This window comes from Pseudoalteromonas obscura (assembly GCF_030135505.1).
In the GTDB taxonomy this organism is placed as follows: domain Bacteria; phylum Pseudomonadota; class Gammaproteobacteria; order Enterobacterales; family Alteromonadaceae; genus Pseudoalteromonas; species Pseudoalteromonas obscura.
The window spans coordinates 822,764-849,138 of sequence record NZ_JASJUT010000001.1 but is presented as its reverse complement, the minus strand read 5'-3'; the positions used below and the strand labels follow the sequence as shown (position 1 = coordinate 849,138).

Here is a 26,375-nt window from a genome sequence, read left to right as displayed (position 1 = left end):
CGCCCCCTACATTCTGAAAATACCAAACTTAGACTCTTGTCTTGGCGCATTTGCAGCTGCTTCTAGCGCAAGCCCAAGTACATTTCGTGTGTCAGCAGGGTCGATGATGCCATCATCCCACAGACGCGCACTGGCATAATATGGATGACCTTGCTTTTCGTATTGCTCAATAATTGGTTTCTTGAACTCTGCAACTTCGTCATCATTCATGCTTTGGCCTTTGCGTGCTAGGCCATCTTGACGCACTTGTGTTAATACGCCGGCCGCTTGTTCACCACCCATGACGGAAATACGGGCATTTGGCCACATCCACATCATAGTTGGTTCGTAAGCACGTCCGCACATACCGTAGTTACCTGCACCATAAGAGCCACCGATAAGTACGGTAAATTTAGGGACGTCAGCACATGATACCGCGGTCACCATTTTGGCACCGTGTTTGGCGATACCTTCGGCTTCGTATTTTTGGCCGACCATAAAACCTGTAATGTTTTGCAAAAACAGCAGCGGGATATCACGCTGTGCGCACAGTTGAATAAAGTGTGCGCCTTTTTGCGCAGACTCAGAAAAGAGAATGCCATTATTGGCGACGATACCAACTGGGCGGCCAAATATTTCTGCAAAGCCAGTTACCAAAGTTTCACCAAAGTAACGCTTAAATTCATCGAATTGAGAGTCATCGACAATACGTGCGATCACTTCACGAACGTCGAATGGCTTTTTCAGATCGGTCCCAACGATGCCGTAGATCTCACTAATATCGTATCTAGGGGGCTTAATATCTTTTAGAATGGGCTGGGTTGGGCGTTGATGGTTTAGTCGTTCAATACACTGGCGGGCAATTGATAGCGCATGCTCGTCGTTTTCAGCGTAATGATCGGCAACACCGGATACTTTACAGTGTACATCCGCACCGCCTAAATCTTCTGCACTGACCTCTTCGCCGGTCGCCGCTTTTACCAAAGGCGGACCTGCTAAAAATATAGTGCCTTGCTCTTTGACTATGATACTTTCGTCCGCCATTGCCGGCACATACGCACCACCTGCGGTACAAAGGCCCATAACCACTGCAATTTGTGGAATACCTTTGGCAGACATACGAGCTTGGTTATAGAAGATGCGACCAAAATGTAGTTTGTCTGGAAATACTTCGTCTTGTTCTGGCAGGTTAGCACCGCCAGAGTCTACTAAATAGATACAGGGAAGGTGGCAGCGCTCTGCAATTTCTTGCGCTCTTAAATGCTTTTTAACCGTGAGCGGGAAGTAAGTACCGCCTTTTACAGTTGCATCGTTGCCGACAATCATACATTCGACACCTTTGACACGGCCAATACCTGCAACGACCCCTGCACATGGGATATCTTGCTCATATACGCCAAATGCAGCAAATTGGGAAATTTCTAAAAACGGAGAACCTTCGTCGAGTAATGTATCTATTCTGTCACGGACAAACAGTTTTCCGCGACTTTGATGGCGAGCAATGAGGGCTTCGCCGCCACCTTGGCTTAAATTTTCGACCTTGTCATTTAAATCGTCAACCAATGACGCCATCGCGTCATGGTTGTCTTTAAACTGTTGGTCGTGCGTATTAACAGAAGAGTTTAATACTGTCATGGCACTTCTCCTTAACGGCTTTCGTTAAATAGCTCACGACCAATTAGCATGCGGCGTATTTCTGAGGTACCAGCGCCAATTTCATAGAGTTTGGCGTCACGCAAGAGGCGACCAGTAGGGTATTCGTTGATGTAGCCATTACCACCTAGTAGTTGGATGGCATCCAGTGCAAGTTTGGTAGCCAGCTCTGCGGCATATAAAATCGCGCCAGCGGCATCTTTACGCGTTGTTTCACCGCGGTCACATGCTTTTGCTACTGTGTATACGTATGAACGGGCAGCATTCATTTGAGTGTACATGTCGGCAATTTTGCCTTGAACAAGTTGGAACTCACCAATAGACTGATTGAACTGCTGACGTTCATGAATATAAGGCACAACCACATCCATACACGCTTGCATAATGCCAAGTGGGCCACCAGCAAGTACAACGCGCTCGTAGTCTAGGCCGCTCATCAGTACCTTAACACCTTCGTTTAGTGTGCCTAATATATTTTCTTCCGGCACTTCACAGTCTTCAAATACCAATTCACAGGTATTTGAGCCGCGCATCCCTAACTTATCGAGTTTTTGAGCTGTAGAAAAGCCTGGGAAATCACGCTCAACGATAAACGCTGTAATACCACGAGGTCCTGCGTTTAAGTCTGTTTTTGCGTAAATTACAAAAACGTCGGCATCTGGACCATTGGTGATCCACATTTTATTGCCATTTAGAACGTACTTATCGCCTTTCTTTTCGGCTTTTAACTTCATAGAAACAACGTCTGAACCAGAGTTTGGCTCACTCATTGCTAGTGCGCCGATGTGCTCACCGCTGATCAGTTTTGGCAAATATTTTTCTTTTTGTACTTGGTTGCCGTTGCGGTTTATTTGGTTCACACAAAGGTTAGAGTGTGCGCCGTAGCTCAAGCCAATTGATGCACTTGCTCGGCTGATCTCTTCCATCGCAATAACGTGCTCAAGGTAGCCCATATTCGCACCACCAAATTCTTCTGGCACAGTGATACCGAGTAAGCCCATTTCGCCAAACTTTGGCCATAGCTCATTTGGAAATGCGTTGTCATGATCGGTTTTTTCCGCCAGTGGTGAAATTTCGCTAGTGGCAAAATTATTAACATGATCTCGGATCATGTCTGCGGTTTCGCCAAGTCCAAAATTGAGTTCTTTATATAGTGATACTGTGCTCATCTTGTTGTCATCCTGTGTGAGGGTTTGTGTTGTCACCCTTGCGGGTTGCTGAGGCGGGTTTTGGCAGACGCCCCAGCAAACAAATACGTGTATTGATTAGTCTTGTAATTCTTTTAAAGTATCGAGGCAGCGTCTTTCAGCAGTAACCAGTTCCATCAACACCACCTTGATGTCATCCATTTGTTGACTCAGGTCGGCTTTTTTCTCTTCTATTAATTGCAACATGGTGTGGAGCTGTTTTTCACTGGATTTATCTGCATCGTATAACTCAAATAATCTGCCAGTTTCGGCAAGCGTAAAGCCTAGTCGCTTACCGCGCAGAATTAATTTGAGACGGACTTTGTCTCGTTTTGAATATATACGGGTCTGACCATTACGCTCTGGCGAAAGTAATCCTTGATCTTCATAAAAACGAATACTTCGTGTGGTAATGTCAAACTCCTTAGCGAGTTCGCTTATTGAGTAGGTTGGTTCTTTATTGGTGTCTTGCATTATTTACACACTTACTTCGAAACTGATTAGACCAATATAAGTGAAGTTTACGTAAAGGTAAAGTGTCGTTTTTGCATCATGCTTTAGTCGCATATGCAAAATCTGGATCTTGAACTACTTTTAGCTCGCATAAGGCACTATATGCTTTGTTAATTAGCTCTTCGACATGGGATATAGCAAGGGAATGCGCAGTAAACTGCCAACTTGGCAACACAGCTGTGCAAGTAAACTTTACATTTTTGAAAATCGCAAAGCGCTTGATTTTAGATTTACGTTGGCGTAAACGTAAATTTTAGGTATGCTCGACGTAAGAGATTACTAAAAGCAAGCAATTTGCTTGTTAACAGGAGTTTTAAATGAGTAACGAAGCCGTAGTCATCGTAGCAGCAAAACGTACACCTATGGGTGGATTTATGGGTAGCCTTTCAGGCGCGTCAGCGACTGATCTGGGTGCAACTGCAATCAAAGCTGTCATGAATGATACTGGTTTATCGGATGCCAGCATCGACGAAGTTATCATGGGATGTGTATTACCAGCAGGTCTTGGTCAAGCGCCAGCGCGTCAAGCGACGCTGCACGCCGGCCTAGCACGTTCTACAGGTGCAACAACTATCAACAAGGTATGTGGTTCAGGTCTTAAAGCAGCAATGTTCGCTCATGATTTGATCAAATCAGGTAGTATAAAAACTGCGGTTGCAGGCGGCATGGAGAGCATGACAAATGCGCCATATTTCATGCCGAACGCGCGCGGTGGTATGCGCATGGGCCACAATCAAGTTATTGACCACATGATGGCAGATGGTCTTGAAGATGCGTATGATAAAAAAGCAATGGGTTGCTTTGCCCAAGACACCGCAGATCAATATGGCATCACTCGTGAAAATATGGACGAATTTGCGCTGAACTCTTTGAGTAAGGCAAACGCGGCAATTGAAAGTGGCAGTTTCGATAACGAAGTTATCCCACACATCATTTCAACGCGAAAGGGTGATGTAGAGGTAACAACGGATGAACAGCCTGGTAACGCACGTCCAGATAAAATCCCTTCACTTCGTCCAGCTTTCAAAAAAGATGGCACTATTACAGCAGCTAACTCGTCGTCTATTTCAGATGGTGCAGCGGCACTGATCTTAATGAGTGAGTCAGAAGCAAAAGCACACGGTCTTACGCCTTTATGTAAGATTGTTGCGCACGCAACACACTCTCAGGCACCAGCTGAGTTCACTATTGCACCAGTTGGCGCAATGAACTCGTTGCTTGACAAAGCTGGTTGGTCAAAAGAAGACGTTGACCTTTGGGAGATCAATGAAGCATTCGCTATGGTGACCATGCTTGCGATCAACGAAATGCAGCTAGATAGCGCTAAAGTTAATGTTAACGGTGGTGCGTGTGCACTAGGTCATCCAATTGGCGCAAGTGGCGCACGTATTTTGGTGACACTAATTCACGCACTTCGCAATCGCGGCCTGTCAAAAGGTATTGCATCACTGTGTATTGGTGGTGGTGAGGCGGTTGCACTCGCAGTAGAAGTTTAAATCGTCAAAGCGCCGCAACAATACTAACTTTTAACGCGGCGCTACTTTCAGTTTTTTTGGGGAGGAGTGCAAAATGCACCAGGTACCATTATACATCAACGGTGAATTCACACAGTCGCAGTCTGACAAATGGTTAGACGTTGTTAATCCAGCAAATCAAGAAGTACTTGCACAGGTACCTTGCGCTACGTCACAAGAAGTACAAGCAGCAATTAATTCTGCTCAAGAAGCCTTCCAAACATGGAAAAATGTGCCTGTACCAGAGCGTGCACGTATCATGATGCGATATGCGGCGCTGTTAAAAGAGCACCAAGAAGAAATCGCTACCATTATTTGTCATGAGCTTGGCAAAACATTTGAAGATGCAAAAGGTGACGTTTGGCGTGGTATTGAAGTAGTAGAACAAGCTGCTAATGCGCCTGCTATGATGATGGGTGAGACAGTTGAAAATGTTGCACGTAACATCGATACATACTCTTACATCCAACCTCTAGGCGTTTGTGCTGGTATTACACCGTTCAACTTCCCGGCAATGATCCCATTGTGGATGTTCCCAATGGCGATTGTTTGCGGTAACACTTTTGTTCTTAAACCATCTGAGCAAGACCCGTTGACACCAATGCGCTTAGTCGAGCTATTTGAAGAGGCCGGCGCACCAAAAGGCGTACTGCAAGTTGTTCACGGTGGTAAAGACCAAGTAGACCAAATTCTAGAAGCGCCAGAGATTCGCGCCGTATCATTTGTTGGATCGTGTGGTGTTGGCCAATATATTTACAGCAAAGGCACAGAGAACCTAAAACGTGTTCAAGCATGTGTGGGTGCTAAAAACCATATGGTGATAATGCCAGACGCAAGCAAAGAGCAGACTATCAACAACCTAGTTGGTGCATCAGTGGGTGCGGCAGGTCAACGTTGTATGGGTATTTCGGTCGCTGTATTTGTTGGTAAATCACAAGAGTGGGTTGATGACTTAAAAGCGGGCCTTGAAAAGGTTCGTCCAGGCATCTGGAATGACCCTGAAGCGGCATATGGCCCACAAACTTCAGCAGCCGCAAAAGCTCGTATTTTGTCTTTGATTGAGTCAGGTAAAGCGCAAGGTGCAACTTGTTTATTAGATGGCTCAGACTTTACAGTGGAAGGTTACGAAAAAGGTAACTGGGTTGGTCCTACATTATTTACCAATGTGACAACAGACATGGACATTTACAAAGAGGAAATCTTTGGTCCAGTATTAAACTGTGTATTTGTTGATACCCTTGAAGAAGCGATTGCGCTCGTAAATAACAGCCCTTACGGAAATGGTGTTTCACTATTTACAGCAAGTGGTGCAGCTGCACGTAAATTCCAACAAGAAATTCAGGTTGGTCAGGTAGGTATTAATATTCCAATTCCTGTGCCATTACCTTTCTTCTCATTCACAGGTTGGAAAAACTCTTTTTATGGTGATGTTCACACTTACGGTAAACAAGGTGTGCGTTTCTATACTGAAACTAAGACAATCACATCTCGCTGGTTTGCTGATGAAGCAGTCACTGGCCCAAATATGAGTATTAACCTACGTTAATTCCGCAAAATCCCTAAGCCCAGTACCTATGCTGGGCTTTTAGTAGTACCGCCTGACGCAGATCAGGTGCAACAAGAATAAAAACAAGTGACGTATATCACTTGATACGACAACAAGAGAGGTCTTTTATGGACTTTAATCTGAACGAAGATCAACAGGCATTCGCCGAAACCGCTTACCAATTTGCTATGACCGAACTTGCTCCTAATGCAGCGCGTTGGGATCAAGAGCATATTTTTCCTAAAGATGTTATCAAACAGGCAGGTGAGCTTGGTTTTTGTGGCCTTTACACGCCAGAAGAGGCGGGTGGTTTAGGCTTATCTCGCCTTGACTCAAGCATTATTTTTGAGCAGCTGTCGATGGGTTGTACAGCAACAACTGCGATGTTGACTATCCACAATATGGCGACGTGGATGATTGCAAGCTTTGGTACTGACGAAGTGAAAAGTCAGTATATGGACCAGCTGGTTATGGGTGAATTGCTTGCATCATATTGCCTAACCGAACCAGGTTCAGGTTCGGACGCTGCATCACTGAAAACGAAAGCCGTATTAGAAGGCGATGAGTATATCCTGAACGGGTCGAAAATGTTTATCTCGGGCGCGGGCGAAACAGATGTTTTAGTGGTTATGGCGCGTACCGGTGAGGATGGACCGAAAGGGATCTCTGCATTTGTTGTTCCAGCGGACGCCGCTGGTGTAATTTATGGTAAAGCCGAAGAGAAAATGGGCTGGAATGCACAACCGACTCGCTTGATCACCTTCGAAGACGTTAGAATTCCTGCTGCAAACTTGATGGGTAAAGAAGGCGAAGGGTTCAAGTTTGCTATGCAAGGCTTAGATGGTGGCCGCATAAATATCGCCACTTGTTCAATTGGTACTGCGCAACAGGCGTTGAATACTGCCAAAGAATACATGCAAGAGCGTCAGCAATTTGGCAAGCCACTGGCTGCTTTCCAAGCATTGCAATTTAAAATTGCTGATATGAATACCGAACTTGTTGCGGCACGACAAATGGTGCGCTTGGCAGCATTTAAACTGGATAGCAATGATCCAGAAAAAACCACTTATTGTGCGATGGCAAAGCGCTTCGCAACCGATGTAGGTACGAAAGTGTGTGATGATGCCCTGCAAATCCATGGTGGATATGGTTATATCAAAGAGTACCCACTTGAACGCCACTTACGTGATGTACGCGTTCACCAAATCTTAGAGGGCACAAACGAGATCATGCGTGTGATCATTGCCCGTCGAATTTTAGCTGAAGGCGCTGCAAGCGTTTTATAAGGAGCGAATAAATGTCTGCACAATTAAAACTTGAAAAACGTGGTCACATTGCAATTGTAACTATGTCAAACCCACCTGCGAACACTTGGACGCGTGATACATTGGTTGGCTTAAAAGAGCTGGTTAAAGAATTAAACGCAGATAAAGAAATTTACTCGCTTGTTATTACAGGTGAAGGTGAAAAGTTCTTTTCAGCTGGCGCTGATTTGAATGTATTCGCAGATGGTGACAAAGGTGTTGCGGCTGACATGTCACGTGTTTTTGGCGAAGCTTTTGAAACTCTGAGCAACTTCCGAGGTGTATCGATTGCAGCGATTAACGGCTTTGCAATGGGTGGAGGTCTAGAAGTCGCGTTGGCGTGTGATATTCGTATCGCAGAGGCGCAAGCGCAAATGGCGTTACCAGAGGCAAAAGTGGGCTTACTTCCTTGTGCGGGGGGAACCCAAAACCTATCTTGGTTGGTAGGTGAAGGTTGGGCGAAGCGCATGATTTTATGCGGTGAGCGCCTTAAAGCTGACAAAGCTGAAAAAATTGGCCTAGTTGAAGAAGTTGTTGAGCAAGGTCAGGCACTCGAAGCGGCTTTAGAACTTGCATCAAAAGTAGAAGATCAAAGCCCTGTCGCAGTTACAGCGTGTAAGTCACTTATTCAAAAAGGCCGCACAGGTACCATCGATAGTGCGCTGCCTTTAGAGCGTGAGTTATTCGTGACATTATTTGATACACAAGATCAAAAAGAAGGCGTCAACGCATTTTTGGAAAAGCGTAAAGCAAATTGGGTGAATGGCTAATGGTTGAATTACAGTTACTAAACCAAGAAGACGCGCCAGTCGTGTTCCAATTGGCGCACTGTAATAATGACATGAAGGTCGCAATTGCGACCTTAAATGCGCCAAAAGCGTTAAATGCGCTTAATTTAGACATGATCCGCTTATTGGCTCCTCAGTTGAGTGAGTGGTCGGCCGATGACAGTATTGCGATGGTGGTACTGAGAGGGTCGGGTGATAAGGCTTTCTGTGCTGGCGGCGATGTTGTCAGTTTATATAAAGCGATGGCAGCCGACGATGGAAATAACTTCCTCGAAACCTTCTTTAGCGAAGAGTACAAACTCGATTACCAAATCCATAATTATGACAAGCCTATTCTACTTTGGGGTAATGGCATCATTATGGGTGGCGGTTTGGGTCTGATGGCAGGAGCTAGCCACCGTGTGGTAACAGAAACATCGCGTATTGCCATGCCTGAAATCACCATCGGTTTATATCCGGATGTAGGCGGTTCGTATTTCTTAAATAAAATGCCAGAAGGTGTTGGCCTATTTTTAGGTTTAACAGGCGCTTCTGTGAATGCCAATGACGCTAAATTTGTTGGCCTAGCCGATCACTTTATCAATGCTGACCACTTTGACATTTTGTTGCATAACCTAAGTGAAGTAAATTGGGGTAAAACCAATGTGCTGAATCACGATAAGTTAACACAACTATTATTGTCCATTGAAGAGGGCGCTCATTCTCTGCCTAGCAGCGCGCTTAAACCGTTAGCAAATGAGATTAAGAAGCTCACTGATTTACCAAGCCTATCAGCACAAGTTGATCACATTTTGTCAATTGATAGCAGCGAAAACAAATGGCTGAGCAAAGCTCAGGCTGGCCTAAAACACGGTTCTCCACTGAGTGCGGTATTGGTCAGTGAACAGCTTAAACGCCTAGCTGGCCAATCTTTAAAAGCGTGTTTTTCACAGGAGCTGGCGATGTCCGTTCACTGTGGAGAGGTGGGTGAGTTTCAAGAGGGCGTGCGTGCATTATTGATAGATAAAGACGGCAAACCAAACTGGCGCTTTAAATCCATTGCTGACGTAGATAGTGATGTGATTGAAAGCTTCTTTGTACCTAAGTGGGATGACAAAAACCACCCATTGGCAACTATGTAAGGAAATAAAAATGGCAAAAGTTGGATTTATTGGCCTAGGTAATATGGGTGGCCCAATGGCCGCAAACTTAGTGAAAGCTGGTCACAGTGTGACGGTATTTGACTTAAATGAAGAAGTTGTAAATCAACTAGTTGAACAAGGTGCTAGCGCGGCTAAAAAAGTATCTGATACCTGTACAGGTGCAGACTTTGTGATCAGCATGCTGCCTGCTGGCAAACATGTTCGCTCAATTTATACTGGCGAAGATGGATTAATCAACTACCTTAGTAAGTCGGCACTGGTTATTGACTGTTCGACAATAGACGCAGAGTCCGCCCAATTTGTTGGTAAAGAGCTAGCAAATGCAGGCGTGTCTTTTGTTGATGCTCCAGTGTCTGGGGGTGTGGCCGGAGCTGCTGCTGGGACGTTGACTTTCATTGTAGGTGGACGCGACGAAGATTTTGCCAAAGCGCACACAGTGTTGAAGGATATGGGTAAAAATATCTATCACGCTGGGGACATAGGTGCCGGGCAGGTCGCAAAAATTTGTAATAACATGCTGCTGTCAATTTTAATGGCAGGGACCAGCGAAGCACTCCAAATGGGTGTAGATCACGGCTTAGACCCCAAAGTATTGAGTGAGATTATGCTCAATAGCTCTGGGCGCAATTGGACACTTGAAGTGTATAACCCATGCCCGAATGTACTGGACAATGTTCCTTCTTCAAATGAGTACAAACCGGGCTTTATGGTGGATTTGATGGCAAAAGACTTAGGACTTGCAATGCAAGCCGCTCAGCAGACAAATTCAGCCACCCCAATGGGCGCACTGGCTAAAAATCTTTATAACCTAATGCAAAACCAAGGCAAAGGGGCGGAAGATTTTAGTGCGATATTTAAACTTTTCTCTGAAAAGTCTTAAAACGTAAAGGTTTAAAATTTAGTTATGAATGTAGAAAATAAAACGGTTGTAATTACAGGTGGTGCACAGGGCTTAGGTCTTGCAATGGCACATAAAATGGCAAGTTTGGGCGCAAACCTAGCGCTGGTTGATATGCAAGAAGAAGTTTTGCAAGACGCAGTAGAAGAGCTTAGCCAGTTTGATGTAACCGTTAGAACTTACGTTGCGAATGTCAGTATTGAGAGCAATGTAGAAGAAGTATTTGATAAAATAGTTGAAGATTTTGGCTCGTTATCGGTATTGATCAACAACGCGGGCATTTTACGTGATGGTTTGTTTGTAAAAGTTAAAGACGGTGAAGTGGTCAAAAAGATGTCTCTTGATCAATTCCAGTCATTAATGGATGTGAATCTCACAGGTGTATTCCTGTGCGGACGAGAAGCGGCTGTTAAAATGATTGAGGCAGATCAAGGTGGCGTTATTATTAACATGTCCAGCGTGGCGCGTGCAGGTAATATCGGCCAAACTAACTACTCTGCAGCAAAAGCGGGTGTGGTCGCAATGACGACAACATGGGCGAAAGAACTTGGTCGCTATGGTATTCGTGTCGGCGCAATTGCACCTGGTGTTATTCGCACTAAGATGACTGATGCGATGAAGCCTGAAGCGAAAGAGCGTTTGGTTAAGATGAAGCCTGTTGGCCGTTTAGGTGAAGCGCAAGAAATAGCCCACACAGCACAATTTATCATTGAAAATGAGTTCTTTACAGGTCGAGTTGTTGAAATTGATGGCGGTATTCGACTTTAAAAAAATATCGAGTATTTTCGCTATTTTGTCATAAAATATCGTTAATATTCAAAGTATTCGCATACTTATGTTCCTTTATCTTCGAAAGAAGAGAGTGTGTTGAATAAAGCGGTGGGGGTGTGTCCCGCCGCTTTTTTATTTTTAGACTGCTATATTCAACACTTTATTCGTTTTTACTCTTTTTATTGCAATGAGTTATCCTGACTAAAATTATAATTCCTATAATTAAATTGACCGGATGTCTATCATGATACAGAAGTTACTTCTTCTAATTGTATTGATAACGCTACTACCAGCTTGCCAATCTAATCGCGCCATTATTAAAGATATTGATGCGATTCATAAGCAGGAAAAAAAGGGCATCAAGCTCTACCATCAACAAGCATATCCCGAGGCATTTGAGGCGCTTAGCGAGCTCGCGACATGGGGTTACAAGGATGCACAGTATTACTTGGCATTTATGTTTTTAAAAGGCCAGCACGTTGAGCAGTCAACATTAATAGGTATGGGTTGGCTAAGTGTGGCTGCCGAGTCAGGTATTGAAGAGTGGGTTAATTTTTATGATGCGCTCTACGGCAAGGCAACGCCTCAGATGCAACAGAAAATAGATAAGGTGGCTGCGGATTACAAACGTAAATTTGGTTTGAAAGCGCAATTCGTAACTTGTCGACACTCTACAAGCGTTGGTTCAAATAGAGTGGCTGTGAAATGCACCAAAGAAGATAAAATATCTACAGTTTACCCCTTGGACCTGAACGAAACGCAACTCAACCTCGAATAGTTATTTGCACAAAGAAATAGCAACTAAAGCATTTGTAAAACTTGCTGTGGTTGATGCTAGGTAAGACATAGTTGTTTGCTGCTGTGGCCATAGTGAAGCCAGCAGTAAATTTCGATAGTTTTGTATTGACGTCTGACGCTTACCTGATGTTCACGCAATATTGGTTCAATGGCAAACCTTGGGAAAATACAGCGCATTATTTAAAGCGTTCCCCAAAAACATACATGGATAATATAAAACCGCGAGCTTGTAGATGGCAGGGGAGGCCGATTACCAAACACCAATCTCTGAAATGGAACAGTTTTATCAAGTGCTTAAGTTACAAAATGTCGACACTGCAATGGTAAGAATGCCAAACATGATCCTCCTCGGCATTCATACTTACAGCAAAAGTTAGCGTATACCCCTTGGTGGTTCGAGCTGTGTGGTTGGGAATGGCAACGTCATCCAAAGCAGTAGTTGCTTACGTGCAACGTAAGCAACAACGGAAGACACCTATTAATTAGTGTTTTTTAGTTCGGTCGTTACCCTAATTTCATTGTGCAGTGTTTTATGTACTGGGCACTTATCTGCAATGCTCAGGAGTTTTTGTTTTTGTTCTGAGGTTAATTCACCTTCTAATTCTATATCTCGTGAAATATGCTCTGCGAAACTGTCGTTGTTGTCGCAGTTATCGCAGTCCTGATGGTGGCTTTTTTGGTGGCGTAAAGTCACTTTAATGTCTTTTACCGGTAGTTTTTTGTAATTTGCATACATGCGCATAGTCATCACAGTGCAGGTGCCAAGGGCCGCTAGTAAGTGCTCATAGGGATCTGGTCCAAAATTCTTACCACCTACGCTAGTTGGTTCATCCGCGAGCCATGTATGACTGTCACTGCTTACAGTGAGAGTGAACTTATGGTCTTGTTCGCTCACCACCAGCTCTCCATTGGCAACAGGCTGAGTTTCCGGCGCAAGGTGGTGTGACACATATTTACTTACCCACCCTGAAATAGCAGTGGCGGCATATTCAGCATCATTTGCCTTACTGAGTAAATGGTCTGCATTGTCCAGAGAAATAAAACTCTTAGGGTGTTTTGCATCTGTATAAATGGCCTCGGCTTGCTCAATGCTTACAACATCATCGATAGGGCTATGCATAACCAAGAGCGCCTTTTTATTCACTGTATTTTTCTGTGTTTTATGAGCTGCCAAGTCATCCAAAAACTGTTTCTTTATATGAAATGTGCGTAAACCTAGCTGGACTTGTGCTTCACCAGTTTGGTTGATTTGATCGATATGCGCAGAAAAGTTGTGGACCACGTGTTGTGCATTGGCAGGAGCTCCAATTGTAACCACAGCGCTGACTTCTTCAATTTGGTTGGCAGCAGCCAAAACCGCCGCGCCACCTAGGCTATGGCCGATGAGAATTTGCTGTGCATGGAAGTGATGACGCAAATAATCTGCTGCAGCATATAAGTCATCAAGATTGGAAGAAAAGTTACTATTGGCAAAGTCACCATCGCTATTACCCAGCCCTGTAAAATCAAACCGTAGCACAGCATACCCTTCTTTTACCAATGCTCTAGATATACGGGATGCTGCCGCAATGTCTTTTGTACAGGTAAAACAATGGGCGAAAAGTGCTACTGCTTTGATATGGTCACTGGGGCGCTCAAGTAGGCCCGCTAGGGTGTTCCCATTACTTATAAACTCGACTTTTTCTCTCATGATATTGTCCATTTTTGAATAGGCTAAAAATTCACCTTGAATAAGATTGAAGTGTTTTTACAAAGTGTGCTTTGTGGGCAAAGGGACGTGCTCGAGGTTGTCATGCTCAATACTGGGAAAATTGCCTTGCTGCCAATCTCGCTTCGCTTGTTCAATACGCTCTTTACTAAATGACACAAAATTCCAATGAATATATGGCACGCTCTCCCATTTATCGCCACCTAGCAAGATCAGACGCGAGTTTTTTGACACTGAAATGGTCTTGTCTGAGGGAGCAAGTAGCACAAACTCACCAGAGTTATACTTTTGAGCTGCTACTTCAACTTCTCCATAAATTATATAAATAGCAGTTTCCTGCTTGGGATTAGGAACCTCTAACCGATTTTGCGCAGATGCAATGATATCGACATAAAACATTGGAGAATAAGTAGTTATAGGTGATTGAAGTCCATACGCTTCTCCAGCGATCACTCTTTTCATTACTCCTTTGTGCGTTACCTGCGGTAAGTCGTGTCTACTGATATGCTCAAAGCTAGGCTCTATATTGCTATAGAGTTCAGGCAATGCTATCCACGATTGCAGGCCATTAAGGTTATGCTGCTTAGACCGTGTTTCAAAACTTTCTCTTTCTGAGTGTACTATCCCTTTACCTGCGGTCATCCAGTTGACATCGCCTGGTGTAATTTCAATACAATTACCTAGAGAATCTCGATGAAGTATCTGTCCTTCGATCAAATAGGTTAGTGTCGATAAACCGATATGAGGGTGAGGTTGAACTTCAATGCCTTCACCGACAGGAAAACTTGTCGGGCCCATGTGATCGAAAAAGATAAATGGTCCAACCATGCGCTTTGTCATATGCGGTAATAGTCGGTTGACGGTTAATCCGCCAATATCATGTGTGGTTGAATTGAGTAATTGAGCCACGGTATGAAACTCCAAGTGAAGAAAACTAAGTGTCTTGCGATTAAATGATATTAGTGGCGATAGGAGAGGGCGTAAAATTTAAAAAATAGGATATATTGTTCTAATTTCTCATTTCTGTGTCTTTGCATAATGTGCATAGAGAGCGACAGAGTGGGGGCTTTTAAAGTACAGCAAGTGACAATTCAAAATAAGTAAATGAAGACAAAACCTCTGAGTTGGGTACAATAATTAAGCGTTAGTGAGACAAGTTAATAGGCTTTGTCATACATAGTTGACTGGTTTTATTGAGAAAAGTCACCTATTGACATAAAAGTGATGCTTTTGGGTACTATGATTATGTCAGGTTGGCTCCCTGCTCGTGCCTTAGTCTGAAAAGGACTTTTGTTTGCCAAGTTTGCTGTAAAAAAGTGCTCATGTGTAATTATTGGTGTTCAATTTAGGTCAAGGTTAGGGTGGCGATATAAGTATGTCGCTGATATTAGGAGCTAGGTGGTCAGCGCACTCAATGTCGGTTGTAAATATTAAAAGGTATTTGTTATGAGTAAAAAGGTTGTGTTGCCCGTATTGACAAGCATTTTGCTTGCTGGGTGCTTGTCTACTTCAAATGTAAGTGTGAACAAGGTGAAAGGCGTACCAACAGATGTACGTATTTTGGTAAATCATATTGAAACGGAAGAAGGACAACTGCTGGTTTATTTACATGACAACGCGGACTCTTATTACAGTGATGATAATTACAACGAATCAAGTATTAAGTATTTCCACCGTGAAGTCATCAAACCATCGATCCCTGCGACTGAAATTGTTTTGACGAATATACCAGCAGGGAAATATGCAATAAGTGTTGTTCACGATAAAGATAGTGATGGCACACTAGACCGAATGATTTTTCCTTTCATCGGCATGCCAAGTGAACCATATGGTCTGTCAAACGATGCCTATAGAGCATTATCTAAAGGCAGTTTTGAAGACGCTATAGTGGATATTACTGCTGAAGCTCAGCCTATTGAAATCAAACTAGCTACCCACTTGTCGAAAGCGTTTGGTGGATAAAAGGCTGGTGAGAGTCGATGGGCAATCATAGGCTCGGTTTTTGCCAAAGACGGCTTTGACTTTAGCCACAGGTATAGGACTTAGTATTTGGATCCCGAATCAAATTCGAGATGACAAGAGAAGTATCATGACGTTGCTGACCTTTGGCACAAAACGAACCCATCGAAACCACCTCTAACCCCGTCATTGTGGACTTGCTCCGCAATCTATGGGTTTTAGGGAAGGTTATACGGGTCCCGAATCCAGTGCGGAATGACAGAGAAGCATCATGACGCTGCTGACCTTTGGCACAAAACGAACCCATCGAAACCACCTCTAACTCCGTCATTGTGGACTAGCTCCGCAATCTATGAGTTTTAGGGAGGATAATATGGGTCCTGAATCCAGTGCGGGATGACAAGAGAAGCATCATGACGCTGTTGACCTTTGGCACAAAACCAGCTCTCTATACAGAACGCACCTTCGCATAAAGCCAACCTTCGGAGCAATTCCGAACCTCCTTTATTGTAGATTCATAAAACGCGTTGATTTACCACATTTCAAATATCGTGAATTTGACATTCTCTTCACATATGCAGAGATAAGCTTTGCTGATAAATCATTTTAATGGAGGTGAGCGGTGAAGTTACTCATTATTTTACTTGGGGCAATGACGCTCAGTGGATGCAGTGTTGCAAATTATATCCGGCTGAAGTACGAAAACGATGATATTCAGCCACATTGGCAAGCTGGACAAACAACTACAAAAGTGGATGCACAAATTAGCGCTAAACCTTATGTCTATATGTCTATCAATGGGGTCCATGGCTTCAAAATGATGATTGACACAGGGGCATCTATTTCAATTTTATATGACTCCAAAAAGGTGAAAGCCTTGGCATTAAAGGAGGGCTACTCACTAGAGTTAGGTGGGTGGGGCGACGGTAAAAACTCTCTCGGTTTCCAGACAGATGTTAGTGAAATTCAACTCGGTAATGTGAGTTTTCAGGGGGTTAGTTTTGCCTATTTGCCAGTGACAGAAAGCGAGTACTTTTTGAGAGCGGATGAGGCTGTGTTTGATGGAATATTGGGTCATGATATTCTCAAACATTTTACTTGGTATATTGATTCAAAAGCAGGGAGCATTGAAATTTCTCGTGAGCCTTACAAACCGTCCGAGCAAGATATTTCAATCCCTATGCGTGTATCTCTCAGCAAACTTTATTTTGACAGCGAAATTGACTTAGGCGATAACCAAACAATGTCTCAGGAGCTGGTACTTGATACTGGTAGTCGCCACTATTTCAAGCTTAACAATTACCATGTCCGTGACTTGGGCTATGAGTTTAAAGGTAAAACAGTCACAGGTTCTGATTTTGGATTAAGTGGTCAAACAATTCATCAACGCGGCACTATTCCTTCATTACAAGTTGCAGGATTAGAATTAAGCAACGTAAAAACTAATTTTATCGAAGGTGGCGATGATGGAAAGTCAGTGATAGGAAGTTCTGTATTGTCCCATTTTAATTATGTAATTGATTATCATAATTTGAGCCTCTACTTAAAGCCTTATAAATCAGTCGTATTTAATGCGCGATACAATTTACTTGGATTAGAGTTGAGAAAGCTAGTTAGTGGCGCTTTCGTCGTTCGTTACGTAATGCCAGATATGGCCGCTTTTGGTGCGGGTATCAAAGTTGGTGACGAAGTGCTTAGCTTCAATGGCGTTGAAGCGCACAGGTTATCGCAAAAGGATTGGATAGACGTTTCAGCCACCCAAGGAGAACATGAGTTATGTATCTCTAGAGATAATTTATGCTTCAAACTCAGTGCCGATCATGTAGCAGGTTATAGTAACGATTTTAAATACTAGTTGTTTAGTCGCAAACCTGAGTAATTTAACTATACTGAATGAAGGTCTCCCACCGATATAAAACGGCAAGATAATTATCTTGCCGTTTTTTTATGCAATGAGTGCTGGTTGACGAGAGCTAAACCTGCCAAGAATTTTGTCCCCACTAAATTGTACAGATTAACTTCTGGGGTTATGTTATATTGTATCATTTTGTAGGGCGCAAAAAATGGAGCAAGAAAATAACGCTAGCGGGCACATAGCAGAAGTGCTTGATAATTACCTTAACGCGTTGAAGGGGTTAGGTTTTGAAGGAGAGGTAGACAGCAGCTATTCAACCAAATTAGTACACTCAACGGATAACAGTATCTATCAGCAGTACCCTCAGGCAGTGATCTTTGCCAAATCAAATGATGATATTCAAAAGGCGCTGGCTTTGTCTGAGCGGGCAGAATTTAGCGTACTTTCTTTCGGGCCGCGAGGTGGCGGAACCGGAACGAATGGACAATCTCTAACTGGCGGTATTGTACTTGACTTGTCCCGCCATATGCGGGAAATCCTTGAAGTAAACACCCAAGAAAAGTGGGTAAGAGTTCAAGGCGGTGTGGTCAAGGACCAATTAAACGATTATTTAAGGCCGCTAGGTTTCTTTTTTGCGCCAGATCTTTCCACCAGCAACCGAGCTACGATAGGCGGTATGATAAATACCGACGCTTCAGGGCAGGGCTCATTGGTTTACGGTAAGACCAGTGATCACTTGATATCTCTAAAATGCTTTTTGCCCGATGGCTATGAATTAGATACGAGTAAAATGAGTACCTTGGCAGCAAAAGAAATTGCTGCAAAACAAAGCCGATTAGGGCAGATTTTTCGTGATGTGATCAATAGTTGTGAGCAAAACAGAACAAAAATTCTTGAGGTATTTCCTAAACTGAATCGTTTTCTTACCGGATATGACCTAAAAAATGTCTTTAGTGATGACATGAAGACCTTTGACCTAACGCGCATTATTGCAGGCAGTGAAGGTACTTTGGGCGTGGTTGCTGAAGCTAAACTAAATATCCTGCCCATTGAGCCATTTAAGGCTCTGGTTAATATCAATTATGATAATTTTGAATCAGCCTTAAGGCATTCTCCATTTTTAGTGAGTGCGCGTTCGACCTCGGTGGAGACCGTTGATAGCAAGGTGCTTAACCTAGCACGTGAGGATATGATCTGGCGAAGTGTTGCCAAGTTTTTAGACACACCTGCGGGTGTTACATCTGACGGCTTGAATATGGTTGAATTTAATGGCCAAAATGAGCAAGACATCAATACTAAGGTTGACGCGCTTACAGCTCAATTAGAGGCACTTATCGCGAGCAACCAGTCGGGTGTTGTGTCCTATTCAATCACGACTGATAAAGCGGACATCATTAAAGTTTATGCCATGCGTAAAAAAGCAGTAGGTCTGCTAGGCAATACAAAGGGGGGGCAAAAGCCCATTGCATTTGTCGAAGATACGGCAGTGCCTCCTGAACATTTGGCTGATTTTATCATTGAGTTTAGAGCATTACTTGACTCATACAATCTGGCCTATGGCATGTTTGGTCATGTGGACGCTGGGGTGTTGCATGTACGTCCTGCTTTGGATCTGTGTTACACAAACCAGCAAGCTATGCTCAAACCTATTTCTGACAAAGTGGCGAAGTTAACTAAAAAATATGGCGGGCTATTTTGGGGAGAGCATGGCAAAGGGTTTCGTAGTGAATATGGTCCAGAGTTTTTTGGCCCAGAGTTATTTTTGGAGCTAAGAAAGGTTAAAACTGCATTTGATAAGAAAAACAAACTCAATCCAAGTAAAATTTGTACACCGCTAACTAGCAAAGCTGTGCTTGCGGGTGTAAATGGGCCAATGAGGGCTCGTTATGACCAACTTGTGCCAATCAATATTAAAACAACCTTTCAAGATACCCTAAACTGCAATGGCAATGGGCTGTGCTTCAACTACAACGAGCATACACAGATGTGTCCGTCCTACAAAGTGACCAAAGACAGGCGGGACTCGCCCAAGGGTCGCGCCATGCTATTTAAAGAGTGGACTCGACTGCAAGCAGAGCAGGGCGTCAACTTACCGTTGCAGCAATCTGCTTATTTCAATGGTAGTGAATCCTCTGTCGAGATTTCAGATGTGGGAGAGCTTGCTCAGTTAAATCATGAGGTGAAACGAGCAATGGATACGTGTCTAGCGTGTAAAGCTTGCTCAACTGCGTGCCCAGTAAAGGTAGATATCCCTAATTCCAGAGCTTATTTTTTGCACTTTTATCATCAAAAATATGGTCGAACGCTTAAAGACCACATGGTTGGCAACATAGAAAGGCTATTGCCAGTTATGTCCCGTGGTGCGGCAGTGTTGAATACTCTGATAGGTTCAAAGTTGGCGAATTATTTGAGCAAGTGGATTTTGGGTTATCAAGATTTGCCTTTGCTGAGTAAGCGTCAGCCCAAAGGCATGGAGTACGATTATGAAGTATTAAGTAAGATTAACGAGTCGCAAAGGGATAAACTGGTGCTGGTGGTACTCGATCCGTTTACTTGGTTTTATGAAGCTGAACTCATTGCAGCTGTCGTCAAGTTGGCGGATAAATTGGGGAAACAAGCTGTGCTGTTGCCCTATCATGAAAATGGCAAAACCAAGCATATAAAAGGGTTTTTACCTGAATTTAAGTCGACAGCGATAACTACCAGCGCCTTTTTGCAAAAAGCCGCCAGTCTAAACATCCCCATGATTGGTTTGGATTCAGCGATGGTATTTGTCTATGACGATGAGTATCGAAAAGTACTTACATCGCATGAACGCGGCGACTTTCAAGTTTTAACTGTACATGAATGGCTTAAACAACAGAACCTGTCAGATTTGAAGTTTACGGGATCTATTGCGACCTTGACGCTCTTACCTCATTGCAGCGAGGAAACGAATGCGCGTGCAAGTTCAGCGGCTTGGCAGCAGATTTTCAAAAAACTTGGTGTAGCGATTAAGAATCCAAATGTCGGATGCTGCGGTATGGCCGGAACTTTCGGCCACGAAAGCAAAAATCAGGTTGCATCAGAAACGCTTTATCAAGCGTCTTGGCAACAATACGTAAAGACTGAAGAAGTCGTGGCGACAGGCTTTTCGTGTCGCAGCCAAGTTAAGCGATTTGAAGGACAAAAACCCATGCACCCGGTTGAGTTTATTGCTGAGCATTTGTCGTAGTTGGTCTCGCGATTAGGCTTCGAAAGTATCAAGCTCATACCAATTAAAGCGGGCTTGATACTTCTATTGGATTGCTCAAAAGACGTTTAGAGCTTTTAGTCCGATTTAGATTGAGCTTCTTTTTTCTGCGTGGCTAAAAAATCCTCATATTGGGCTTGCATACGTGCAATATCAATATCTATGCGCACGTCCCAGCTTTGCCCAAGGTCTGATGTGCTGACAACTTGCCCTTGATCGCACAAGAAGAAGAGGGTTGAGCCTTGTGTTAGCTCGGCCAGCTTGGTGGTACAGTTGGCTTTGAGCTCGCCATGTGGTATCCACTTGGTTTTATTACTCGCATTTTCGATATCGGCGGTAATAATACGCAGTCTGCTTTTTTTACTTCCTTTGGCTACCTTTACTCTTCCCACCGTTGCAATTTGATTGTTGGGAAGCAGTGCTGGGAGAGTAGCGTCCGCTTTGGCATCGCCAAATAATCTTGTAGAGCGTTCTATTGTTTGCCAACTTTGTCCGTAATCAAGGGAAATGACCTGATCTCCAAATCCATCCCATTGGCTTACTTCAACAGCGATTAGCTCACCGGTTTTCAGTTGTGAGAATTTTTTGAAGCTTTTATATTTAGTTGCTTGCCAAGAGTTTGTGGCCTCATTAAAAGATAAAAGCTTGTTGTCGTTGATTATCTTCGGTTCACCTTGTGCGTCGAAGAACACGAAAAGGCCCCCATTTTGTACCAGCCAGTTATTGTTAGCCTTCTTTTTAAACTCGCCGATTTTTTGCCAATTGGTATCTGCATCCGCAAAACGATATAGCACATGCTGCTTTTCAGAGCTGGCCAGTGCATAACCAAATCCATTGGCGGTACCTAACCATACAAAGGCTTCTTTGGCTGAGATTGGCTGACTTGATTGCCATTGGTCGTTTTGTGATTTACTAAATAGTAAACCTCGCTCACTGCCAACCAGCAAGTTACCTCGAAAGTGTAAGCTTGAAGTGAGTTGGGATGATGTTGGGAGTGACTCTGTGGTCAAGTTTCCTTGTTTGTTGATTAAATGCAACAGGCCAAAGCGGGCTGCTAAAGCGTTTAACTCACTACCTTGCAAAGCAATGGCTCGTTCACCGTACGCATTTGCTTTGGAGAGTGAACCTAGTTTCGCTCTGAGCTCGGTAAATGGGTCTTCTTTCCAGGAGTTAATCGAAGAAAAGTCCATTGAACTTGCCAAGTTTTGATAATGATGTTTTACAAATGGCGCTAAGTCTGTATCGCCACTGAGGCGAGTGACGTAAGCGCGTTGCTCTGAACGATTGCTCCAAAACGAAGGTTCTTTGGTATTTAACAGAGGTTGAAAAACGATTGTGCCCAAGTTAGTCAGCTGTGTTGCCTTCACTTCAAATACACCAGCGGATTGAAACACAGGCATGGTGATCCAAGAAGACATATTACCGTCATTATAGTAACTATACAGTGACCCAATGAGATACTCACCTTCGGGCATTGCACCGACAAATAATTGGCTTGATACTGTGCCTTTTGAATTTGGTCTTAAACTGAAGTACTCATGTTCCCAATCAACGGCCTCTGGATCAAATGTTTTGCCCTTTTTAAGTGCTTTCTCTTTGGCTTTAGCGATGGCTGCTTGTTTTCTTTGCTCTTCGTTATCGATCCGGATAATAATGACTTCGCCCCAATTGGGGTGCAAATTTCCGAGCCTGTCGGTGTTATTGATTAGCTCAAGCGCTACAACTCCCTGGCCTAATTTCAAGGGTTGTTGATCGTTTAGTTGGGTATTCTGTATGGGGTTGCTTGATTGGCAGGCGGCTACTAATACGGTCATTGCCAAGACCAAGCAAATTCGAATTATGTTTCCACGCATTTAGTTTGCTCCATTAAAGTTTTCGCTATTGTAACTAATTAATTACATTTGAAAAGTTCAGCCTTCATATTTTTCAATAAAGGTAAATAGTTCCCATAAATTGGTTATGAAAAACGAAAGGTATCCGACAGCATCCAATATAATAAAAGTCATAGTTAGACTTAATATTCACTCGGTTTCATGGTGCATAAGCTGGCAAACTATCTTATTGGTCTGTACGGGAAGCTGCTCTGCCAAATACAGAAGAATCGTGCTGACGAGAGGTAGGCCATAATTAGAGTAGGTAAAAGTCGGTAACGCCACTTGAACCTTATCTTTTAAAGAGTTAATTGTTAAAAACTATCATTTTTAATAGAACAGGTGTTTGTTAATATTTGTTGAGGTTATAATAAAAATACTGTTTTTAACAGTGTGTTGTTTCTGGCTGGTTGTTTTTTATATTTTAATTTAAAAGCCATGCACAGCATGGCTTTATCTTTAAGTGCTTATTTTTCTATTGATATAGTCGGTATTTTAAAGTGTTATTTATCACTCAAGAGCGTGGCAAGAATATTCGCCTGAGTGGCGGTCGGCACCACCAGCGATTTTGTCCGTTTTAAATTTTTGAATCTCTTTGTTATTTAGAGAAAGTTTTTTTATGATCGTTTTGTTTAATTTCATTTTCAATATTCCTTATTTTAACCCGATTCGTATAGGGTTTTTAAAACGTATCAGAGCTGGTTTTTGAAATCAATGTTTTTATTATTCTATATTGTTCTTGTTATTTTTCGTGAGGGGCGTAAAAGTTATAAAAATAATTTTATTCTTGAGGTGTAGTCGCATTTTAGCGTTTCTAGGGGTTATGTTTTAGAACATGAGATGAGAGATTCATGCCTGAAAAACTATCTACTAAATAATGGTGTTTAAAAATTATGAAAAATCACACTTTTTAAAAGACGAATTTAAGGTGAGAGTGTTTGGTTTATGTTCTTTCGTTGCCGTAATCTTTTTTAAAAGTTAATAATCTCATTGGGTGTGTGTATGGTTATTTTCCTAATGCCTGAGTATGGTTTTAAAGTTGATGGTGTTCTAGTTTTTAAATGAAGGTTGAATAATATAAATTAATTAATAAGCTCGTAAGTTATCTAGCTTTTTTATACTGCGTCGTTAATAGTGAAAGGTAGTGCGAGTAAGTTAATCAATACATTCTTAAATAGTTATCCTTAGTAACATAACTCTGTATCAGGGGCGAGGAAGCAAGTAACATGAAAAAATTCGGTGGGCTTTTAAAGGAGATGTTGTTCGTTGACCAGCGGCAAATTAAACCATATTGATATCTTACCAATTATCAAGCAGGTTATAAGGCTATTCTAGCTTTGATTTTTATGTATCATTCAAACAATATCAATCTTTGCATGTGTTGTGTTAAATTGAGTGAATTGAACATTTCCAATGAAAAGTTGGGTGAGTTTTAGAAGGGGAATAATGCGATTTTTATATGTTCTGGATCCGATGTGTGCATGGTGTTATGGGTTTCAGCCTGAGTTGGAAGAGTTTTTGTCCAAACACCCTTCAGTAGAGGTTGATTGGGTTATGGGAGGGCTCGCTCCTGATAATAAGCAGCCAATGGAACCAAGTTTAATGCAAACAATTGCTTCATACTGGCATCAAATAGAGCAGCGGACTCAGGTGACATTTAATCATGACTATTGGGAACTAAACACGCCTTATCGATCTACTTACCATGCATGTCGTGCAGTCATCGCGGCACAGAGTTTAAAAGATAAATGTGCGCAACTTATGGTTAGGGCGATCCAATCTGCATACTATCAGCAAGCACAGAACCCTTCTCTAGAAGAAACGCTTGTGGCATGTGCAAACTCACTGGGACTTGAGAAGTCTCAATTTTTGGCAGTATTGAATTCGAATGAAACCGAGTCCCAGCTGCAGCAGCACTTAGATATTACGCGTCAACTACAAGTGAGTGGCTTTCCTGCTTTATTTTATATCTCTGATGCCAATCAACTATTTCCCTTAGCAATTGGCTTTTGCCAAGCTGAAGATTTGGATGAACGTTTCAACAAGGTGATTGCGGGGATCTAATCGTAAAAATCGTGCTAAGACGCAAAGAACTATTTGGCATATCTAGTTTGAAAAATAGCACCCATTAAGTGTTAAAACCTAACTTTTAAAATTTTTCTTTTAAATAGTTAATGCTTATTTTATTTTAATGTCAGATAACTATCTGATAAGAGTAATTAAGTTTTATTTCTTCTATTTTTATAAATGCTGTAATAATGCTTTCATTTCAAAAACTTAAATTAGGCTGTCGCTGGAAAGGCGATAAAACTGACAACTTAAGGAAAAAGAAATGAAAAGCTATATTAAAGCTCTATCTGTTGCGGCAGTACTTTTTGCAGCTCAATCTCAAGCAGCTGTTGTATTTAATTGCTCAGGTTATGTAAAAAATGTTTTCTCAAAAGGAAATAACACTTATGAGGTTCGATACTCTCGCTATTCAGATGGTGGTTTCGAACTAGAGCCGGTTATTATCTACCCAGAGCAAACATATTTACTAGGGCCTGTTTTAGAAGCTGTGCGTCAATCTAAAGAAAACCAAGTTAAGTACACGCTAGTTGTAGAAAACCGCGACAGCGGTAGCCGCAAGTGCCATGATGGCGAAAGTGAAAACGCGCTACTAGCTATCACTAAGTACTAATATTGAATATTTAAAAGGTGCGTGATGATGCACCTTTTTGTATTAAAAGCAGTAAACTTGTTGCTGCGGCCCCAATCACTAATTCAAGCGTGTTTTATTTTGATAAAGCCCTAGGCATTTTTATGGCCTTAATATACAACCATTGCATTGTATGTTGGTAATCATCGGGGAGTGCCTTCATCGCGAGGTGTAGAGTTCTTTGCGCGTCGGTGAGAGTTAGGTGGGGGAGGCTTTTGTTCGCAATAGCTGGGATTTTATAAAACTCTATCCAGTCAGTTTTAGTGACGATTACCCGCTTAGTGAGCACTTCTGGTACGCTAAAACCATGGCTTTTGATAATATCAATAAGCTTGTTTTGGCAGTACTTTTTCGCAGCACCTCGGTGGACTTTATTTGAAAAGCCACCAAGTGCTAGTTGTTGATCTATCAACTGGTACCTTAATTTATCTTGCGTGCCATCTTGTAGATCCCATTCTGAAAAGTTCACAAGCAACCCGCCATTACATTTCAATTGAGCTCGAATGCGTGAAAGCGTGTCTTCAAAATCAAACATCCAAAATGCAGAGTTGGCCAAAAAGCAGCACTGTGAATTTGACTCGAATTGAATATGTTCAGAGTTAACAGCAAGGTACTTTGCATTTGGATGGATGTTATGGCGTTTTGCGACCTCTATCATACCTGTGGCGGCATCCGTGCAAGTTAGTTGTCTATGCGGTTTTCCCCTTAAAAGGGCATTTGCAATTAAATTAGAGGAGCCACAGCCTAAATCTACAAAGTTTTTATAATCATACTTGTCCAAGATTTCAGCGCTGAACTTGGCCGTATCTCGATAAAAGCTAATTTTAGGGGCCGATTTGGCATATTGCTCTGCGCTTTTACTCCAAATACATTGACTCATTAAATTCTCCTTTTCTAACATGGTATTTGTTTTATTAAGTGATAAAAGATGAGTTGATTTGGGATGTTAATTCGGACAA

Annotated in this window: 22 protein-coding genes and 1 pseudogene; 14 read left to right on the top strand and 9 right to left on the bottom strand. The window is 42.6% G+C overall.

The features are described from left to right. Positions 1-6 precede the first annotated feature (6 nt). From QNM18_RS03695 to QNM18_RS03685, 3 genes are all read right to left on the bottom strand, one after another. A complete protein-coding gene (locus tag QNM18_RS03695; protein ID WP_284136378.1) occupies positions 7-1,614 on the bottom strand; it encodes a carboxyl transferase domain-containing protein in 1,608 nt (535 codons plus the stop codon). Positions 1,615-1,625: 11 nt separating this feature from the next. Next, the gene (locus tag QNM18_RS03690; RefSeq protein ID WP_211009129.1) at positions 1,626-2,801 is read right to left on the bottom strand and encodes an isovaleryl-CoA dehydrogenase; all 1,176 of its coding nucleotides are present in this window, start codon (positions 2,799-2,801) and stop codon (positions 1,626-1,628) included. Between the two features lie 96 nt (positions 2,802-2,897). Then, on the bottom strand, positions 2,898-3,293 hold the full coding sequence (locus QNM18_RS03685; RefSeq protein WP_023400459.1) for a MerR family transcriptional regulator: 396 nt from the start codon (positions 3,291-3,293) through the stop codon (positions 2,898-2,900). Between the two features lie 356 nt (positions 3,294-3,649). On the opposite strand from QNM18_RS03685, the gene QNM18_RS03680 reads away from it, so the two are divergent. The 9 genes from QNM18_RS03680 (at position 3,650) to QNM18_RS03640 (ending at position 12,470) form a co-directional block, all read left to right on the top strand. Next, positions 3,650-4,828, top strand: coding sequence for a thiolase family protein (locus QNM18_RS03680; protein WP_211009130.1), 1,179 nt, complete (start codon positions 3,650-3,652; stop codon positions 4,826-4,828). Between the two features lie 73 nt (positions 4,829-4,901). After that, positions 4,902-6,392, top strand: a complete 1,491-nt coding sequence (locus tag QNM18_RS03675) for a CoA-acylating methylmalonate-semialdehyde dehydrogenase (RefSeq protein ID WP_211009131.1) — start codon at positions 4,902-4,904, stop codon at positions 6,390-6,392. A gap of 128 nt (positions 6,393-6,520) precedes the next feature. Further along, a complete protein-coding gene (locus QNM18_RS03670; RefSeq protein ID WP_211009132.1) occupies positions 6,521-7,678 on the top strand; it encodes an acyl-CoA dehydrogenase family protein in 1,158 nt (385 codons plus the stop codon). Positions 7,679-7,689: 11 nt separating this feature from the next. Further along, positions 7,690-8,466, top strand: coding sequence for an enoyl-CoA hydratase (locus QNM18_RS03665; protein ID WP_211009133.1), 777 nt, complete (start codon positions 7,690-7,692; stop codon positions 8,464-8,466). Next, positions 8,466-9,605 (top strand): enoyl-CoA hydratase/isomerase family protein, encoded by a 1,140-nt coding sequence (locus QNM18_RS03660; protein ID WP_211009134.1) that lies wholly within the window; start codon positions 8,466-8,468, stop codon positions 9,603-9,605. Before QNM18_RS03665 ends, QNM18_RS03660 begins: the two co-directional genes overlap by 1 nt. A gap of 10 nt (positions 9,606-9,615) precedes the next feature. Beyond that, positions 9,616-10,506, top strand: a complete 891-nt coding sequence (mmsB, locus tag QNM18_RS03655) for a 3-hydroxyisobutyrate dehydrogenase (RefSeq protein ID WP_247687221.1) — start codon at positions 9,616-9,618, stop codon at positions 10,504-10,506. Positions 10,507-10,530: 24 nt separating this feature from the next. Beyond that, a complete protein-coding gene (locus QNM18_RS03650; RefSeq protein WP_284136377.1) occupies positions 10,531-11,292 on the top strand; it encodes an SDR family oxidoreductase in 762 nt (253 codons plus the stop codon). Between the two features lie 247 nt (positions 11,293-11,539). Next, positions 11,540-12,073 (top strand): SEL1-like repeat protein, encoded by a 534-nt coding sequence (locus tag QNM18_RS03645; RefSeq protein ID WP_284136376.1) that lies wholly within the window; start codon positions 11,540-11,542, stop codon positions 12,071-12,073. A 253-nt stretch (positions 12,074-12,326) separates the two neighbouring features. Continuing rightward, positions 12,327-12,470 (top strand): hypothetical protein, encoded by a 144-nt coding sequence (locus QNM18_RS03640; protein ID WP_284136375.1) that lies wholly within the window; start codon positions 12,327-12,329, stop codon positions 12,468-12,470. A gap of 101 nt (positions 12,471-12,571) precedes the next feature. On the opposite strand, the gene QNM18_RS03635 is transcribed toward QNM18_RS03640, so the two are convergent. From QNM18_RS03635 to QNM18_RS27295, 3 genes and pseudogenes are all read right to left on the bottom strand, one after another. Continuing rightward, positions 12,572-13,783: a bifunctional alpha/beta hydrolase/OsmC family protein gene (locus QNM18_RS03635; RefSeq protein ID WP_284136374.1), complete on the bottom strand. Its 1,212-nt coding sequence runs from the start codon at positions 13,781-13,783 to the stop codon at positions 12,572-12,574. 57 nt (positions 13,784-13,840) lie between these two features. Beyond that, positions 13,841-14,200 carry a pirin-like C-terminal cupin domain-containing protein gene (locus QNM18_RS27300; protein WP_417714770.1) on the bottom strand — a complete coding sequence of 120 codons (360 nt, stop codon included), beginning with the start codon at positions 14,198-14,200 and terminating at the stop codon, positions 13,841-13,843. A gap of 81 nt (positions 14,201-14,281) precedes the next feature. Further along, positions 14,282-14,710, bottom strand: a pseudogene (locus QNM18_RS27295) (pirin family protein); the annotation flags it as partial. Between the two features lie 537 nt (positions 14,711-15,247). Between QNM18_RS27295 and QNM18_RS03625 the strand changes: the two are divergent. The 3 genes from QNM18_RS03625 (at position 15,248) to ydiJ (ending at position 20,829) form a co-directional block, all read left to right on the top strand. After that, positions 15,248-15,763, top strand: coding sequence for a DUF2141 domain-containing protein (locus QNM18_RS03625; RefSeq protein ID WP_211009139.1), 516 nt, complete (start codon positions 15,248-15,250; stop codon positions 15,761-15,763). Between the two features lie 619 nt (positions 15,764-16,382). Continuing rightward, entirely contained in the window at positions 16,383-17,615 is a 1,233-nt protein-coding gene (locus QNM18_RS03620; protein ID WP_284136372.1) for an aspartyl protease family protein, read from the top strand. A gap of 208 nt (positions 17,616-17,823) precedes the next feature. Further along, complete coding sequence (ydiJ, locus tag QNM18_RS03615; RefSeq protein ID WP_284136371.1) at positions 17,824-20,829, top strand: D-2-hydroxyglutarate dehydrogenase YdiJ; 3,006 nt, start codon at positions 17,824-17,826, stop codon at positions 20,827-20,829. 95 nt (positions 20,830-20,924) lie between these two features. Here ydiJ and QNM18_RS03610 read toward each other — a convergent pair whose 3' ends face one another. Both QNM18_RS03610 and QNM18_RS03605 read right to left on the bottom strand, forming a co-directional pair. After that, positions 20,925-22,700: a hypothetical protein gene (locus QNM18_RS03610; RefSeq protein WP_284136370.1), complete on the bottom strand. Its 1,776-nt coding sequence runs from the start codon at positions 22,698-22,700 to the stop codon at positions 20,925-20,927. 528 nt (positions 22,701-23,228) lie between these two features. Beyond that, positions 23,229-23,360: a hypothetical protein gene (locus QNM18_RS03605; protein WP_284136369.1), complete on the bottom strand. Its 132-nt coding sequence runs from the start codon at positions 23,358-23,360 to the stop codon at positions 23,229-23,231. An 804-nt stretch (positions 23,361-24,164) separates the two neighbouring features. Here QNM18_RS03605 and QNM18_RS03600 point away from each other — a divergent pair. Both QNM18_RS03600 and QNM18_RS03595 read left to right on the top strand, forming a co-directional pair. Continuing rightward, the gene (locus QNM18_RS03600) at positions 24,165-24,782 is read left to right on the top strand and encodes a DsbA family protein (protein ID WP_284136368.1); all 618 of its coding nucleotides are present in this window, start codon (positions 24,165-24,167) and stop codon (positions 24,780-24,782) included. A 268-nt stretch (positions 24,783-25,050) separates the two neighbouring features. After that, complete coding sequence (locus QNM18_RS03595; protein ID WP_211009144.1) at positions 25,051-25,398, top strand: hypothetical protein; 348 nt, start codon at positions 25,051-25,053, stop codon at positions 25,396-25,398. Between the two features lie 94 nt (positions 25,399-25,492). Here the strand turns inward: QNM18_RS03595 and QNM18_RS03590 are convergent, their stop codons facing one another. Continuing rightward, positions 25,493-26,296 carry a class I SAM-dependent methyltransferase gene (locus QNM18_RS03590; RefSeq protein WP_284136367.1) on the bottom strand — a complete coding sequence of 268 codons (804 nt, stop codon included), beginning with the start codon at positions 26,294-26,296 and terminating at the stop codon, positions 25,493-25,495. Positions 26,297-26,375: the final 79 nt, after the last annotated feature.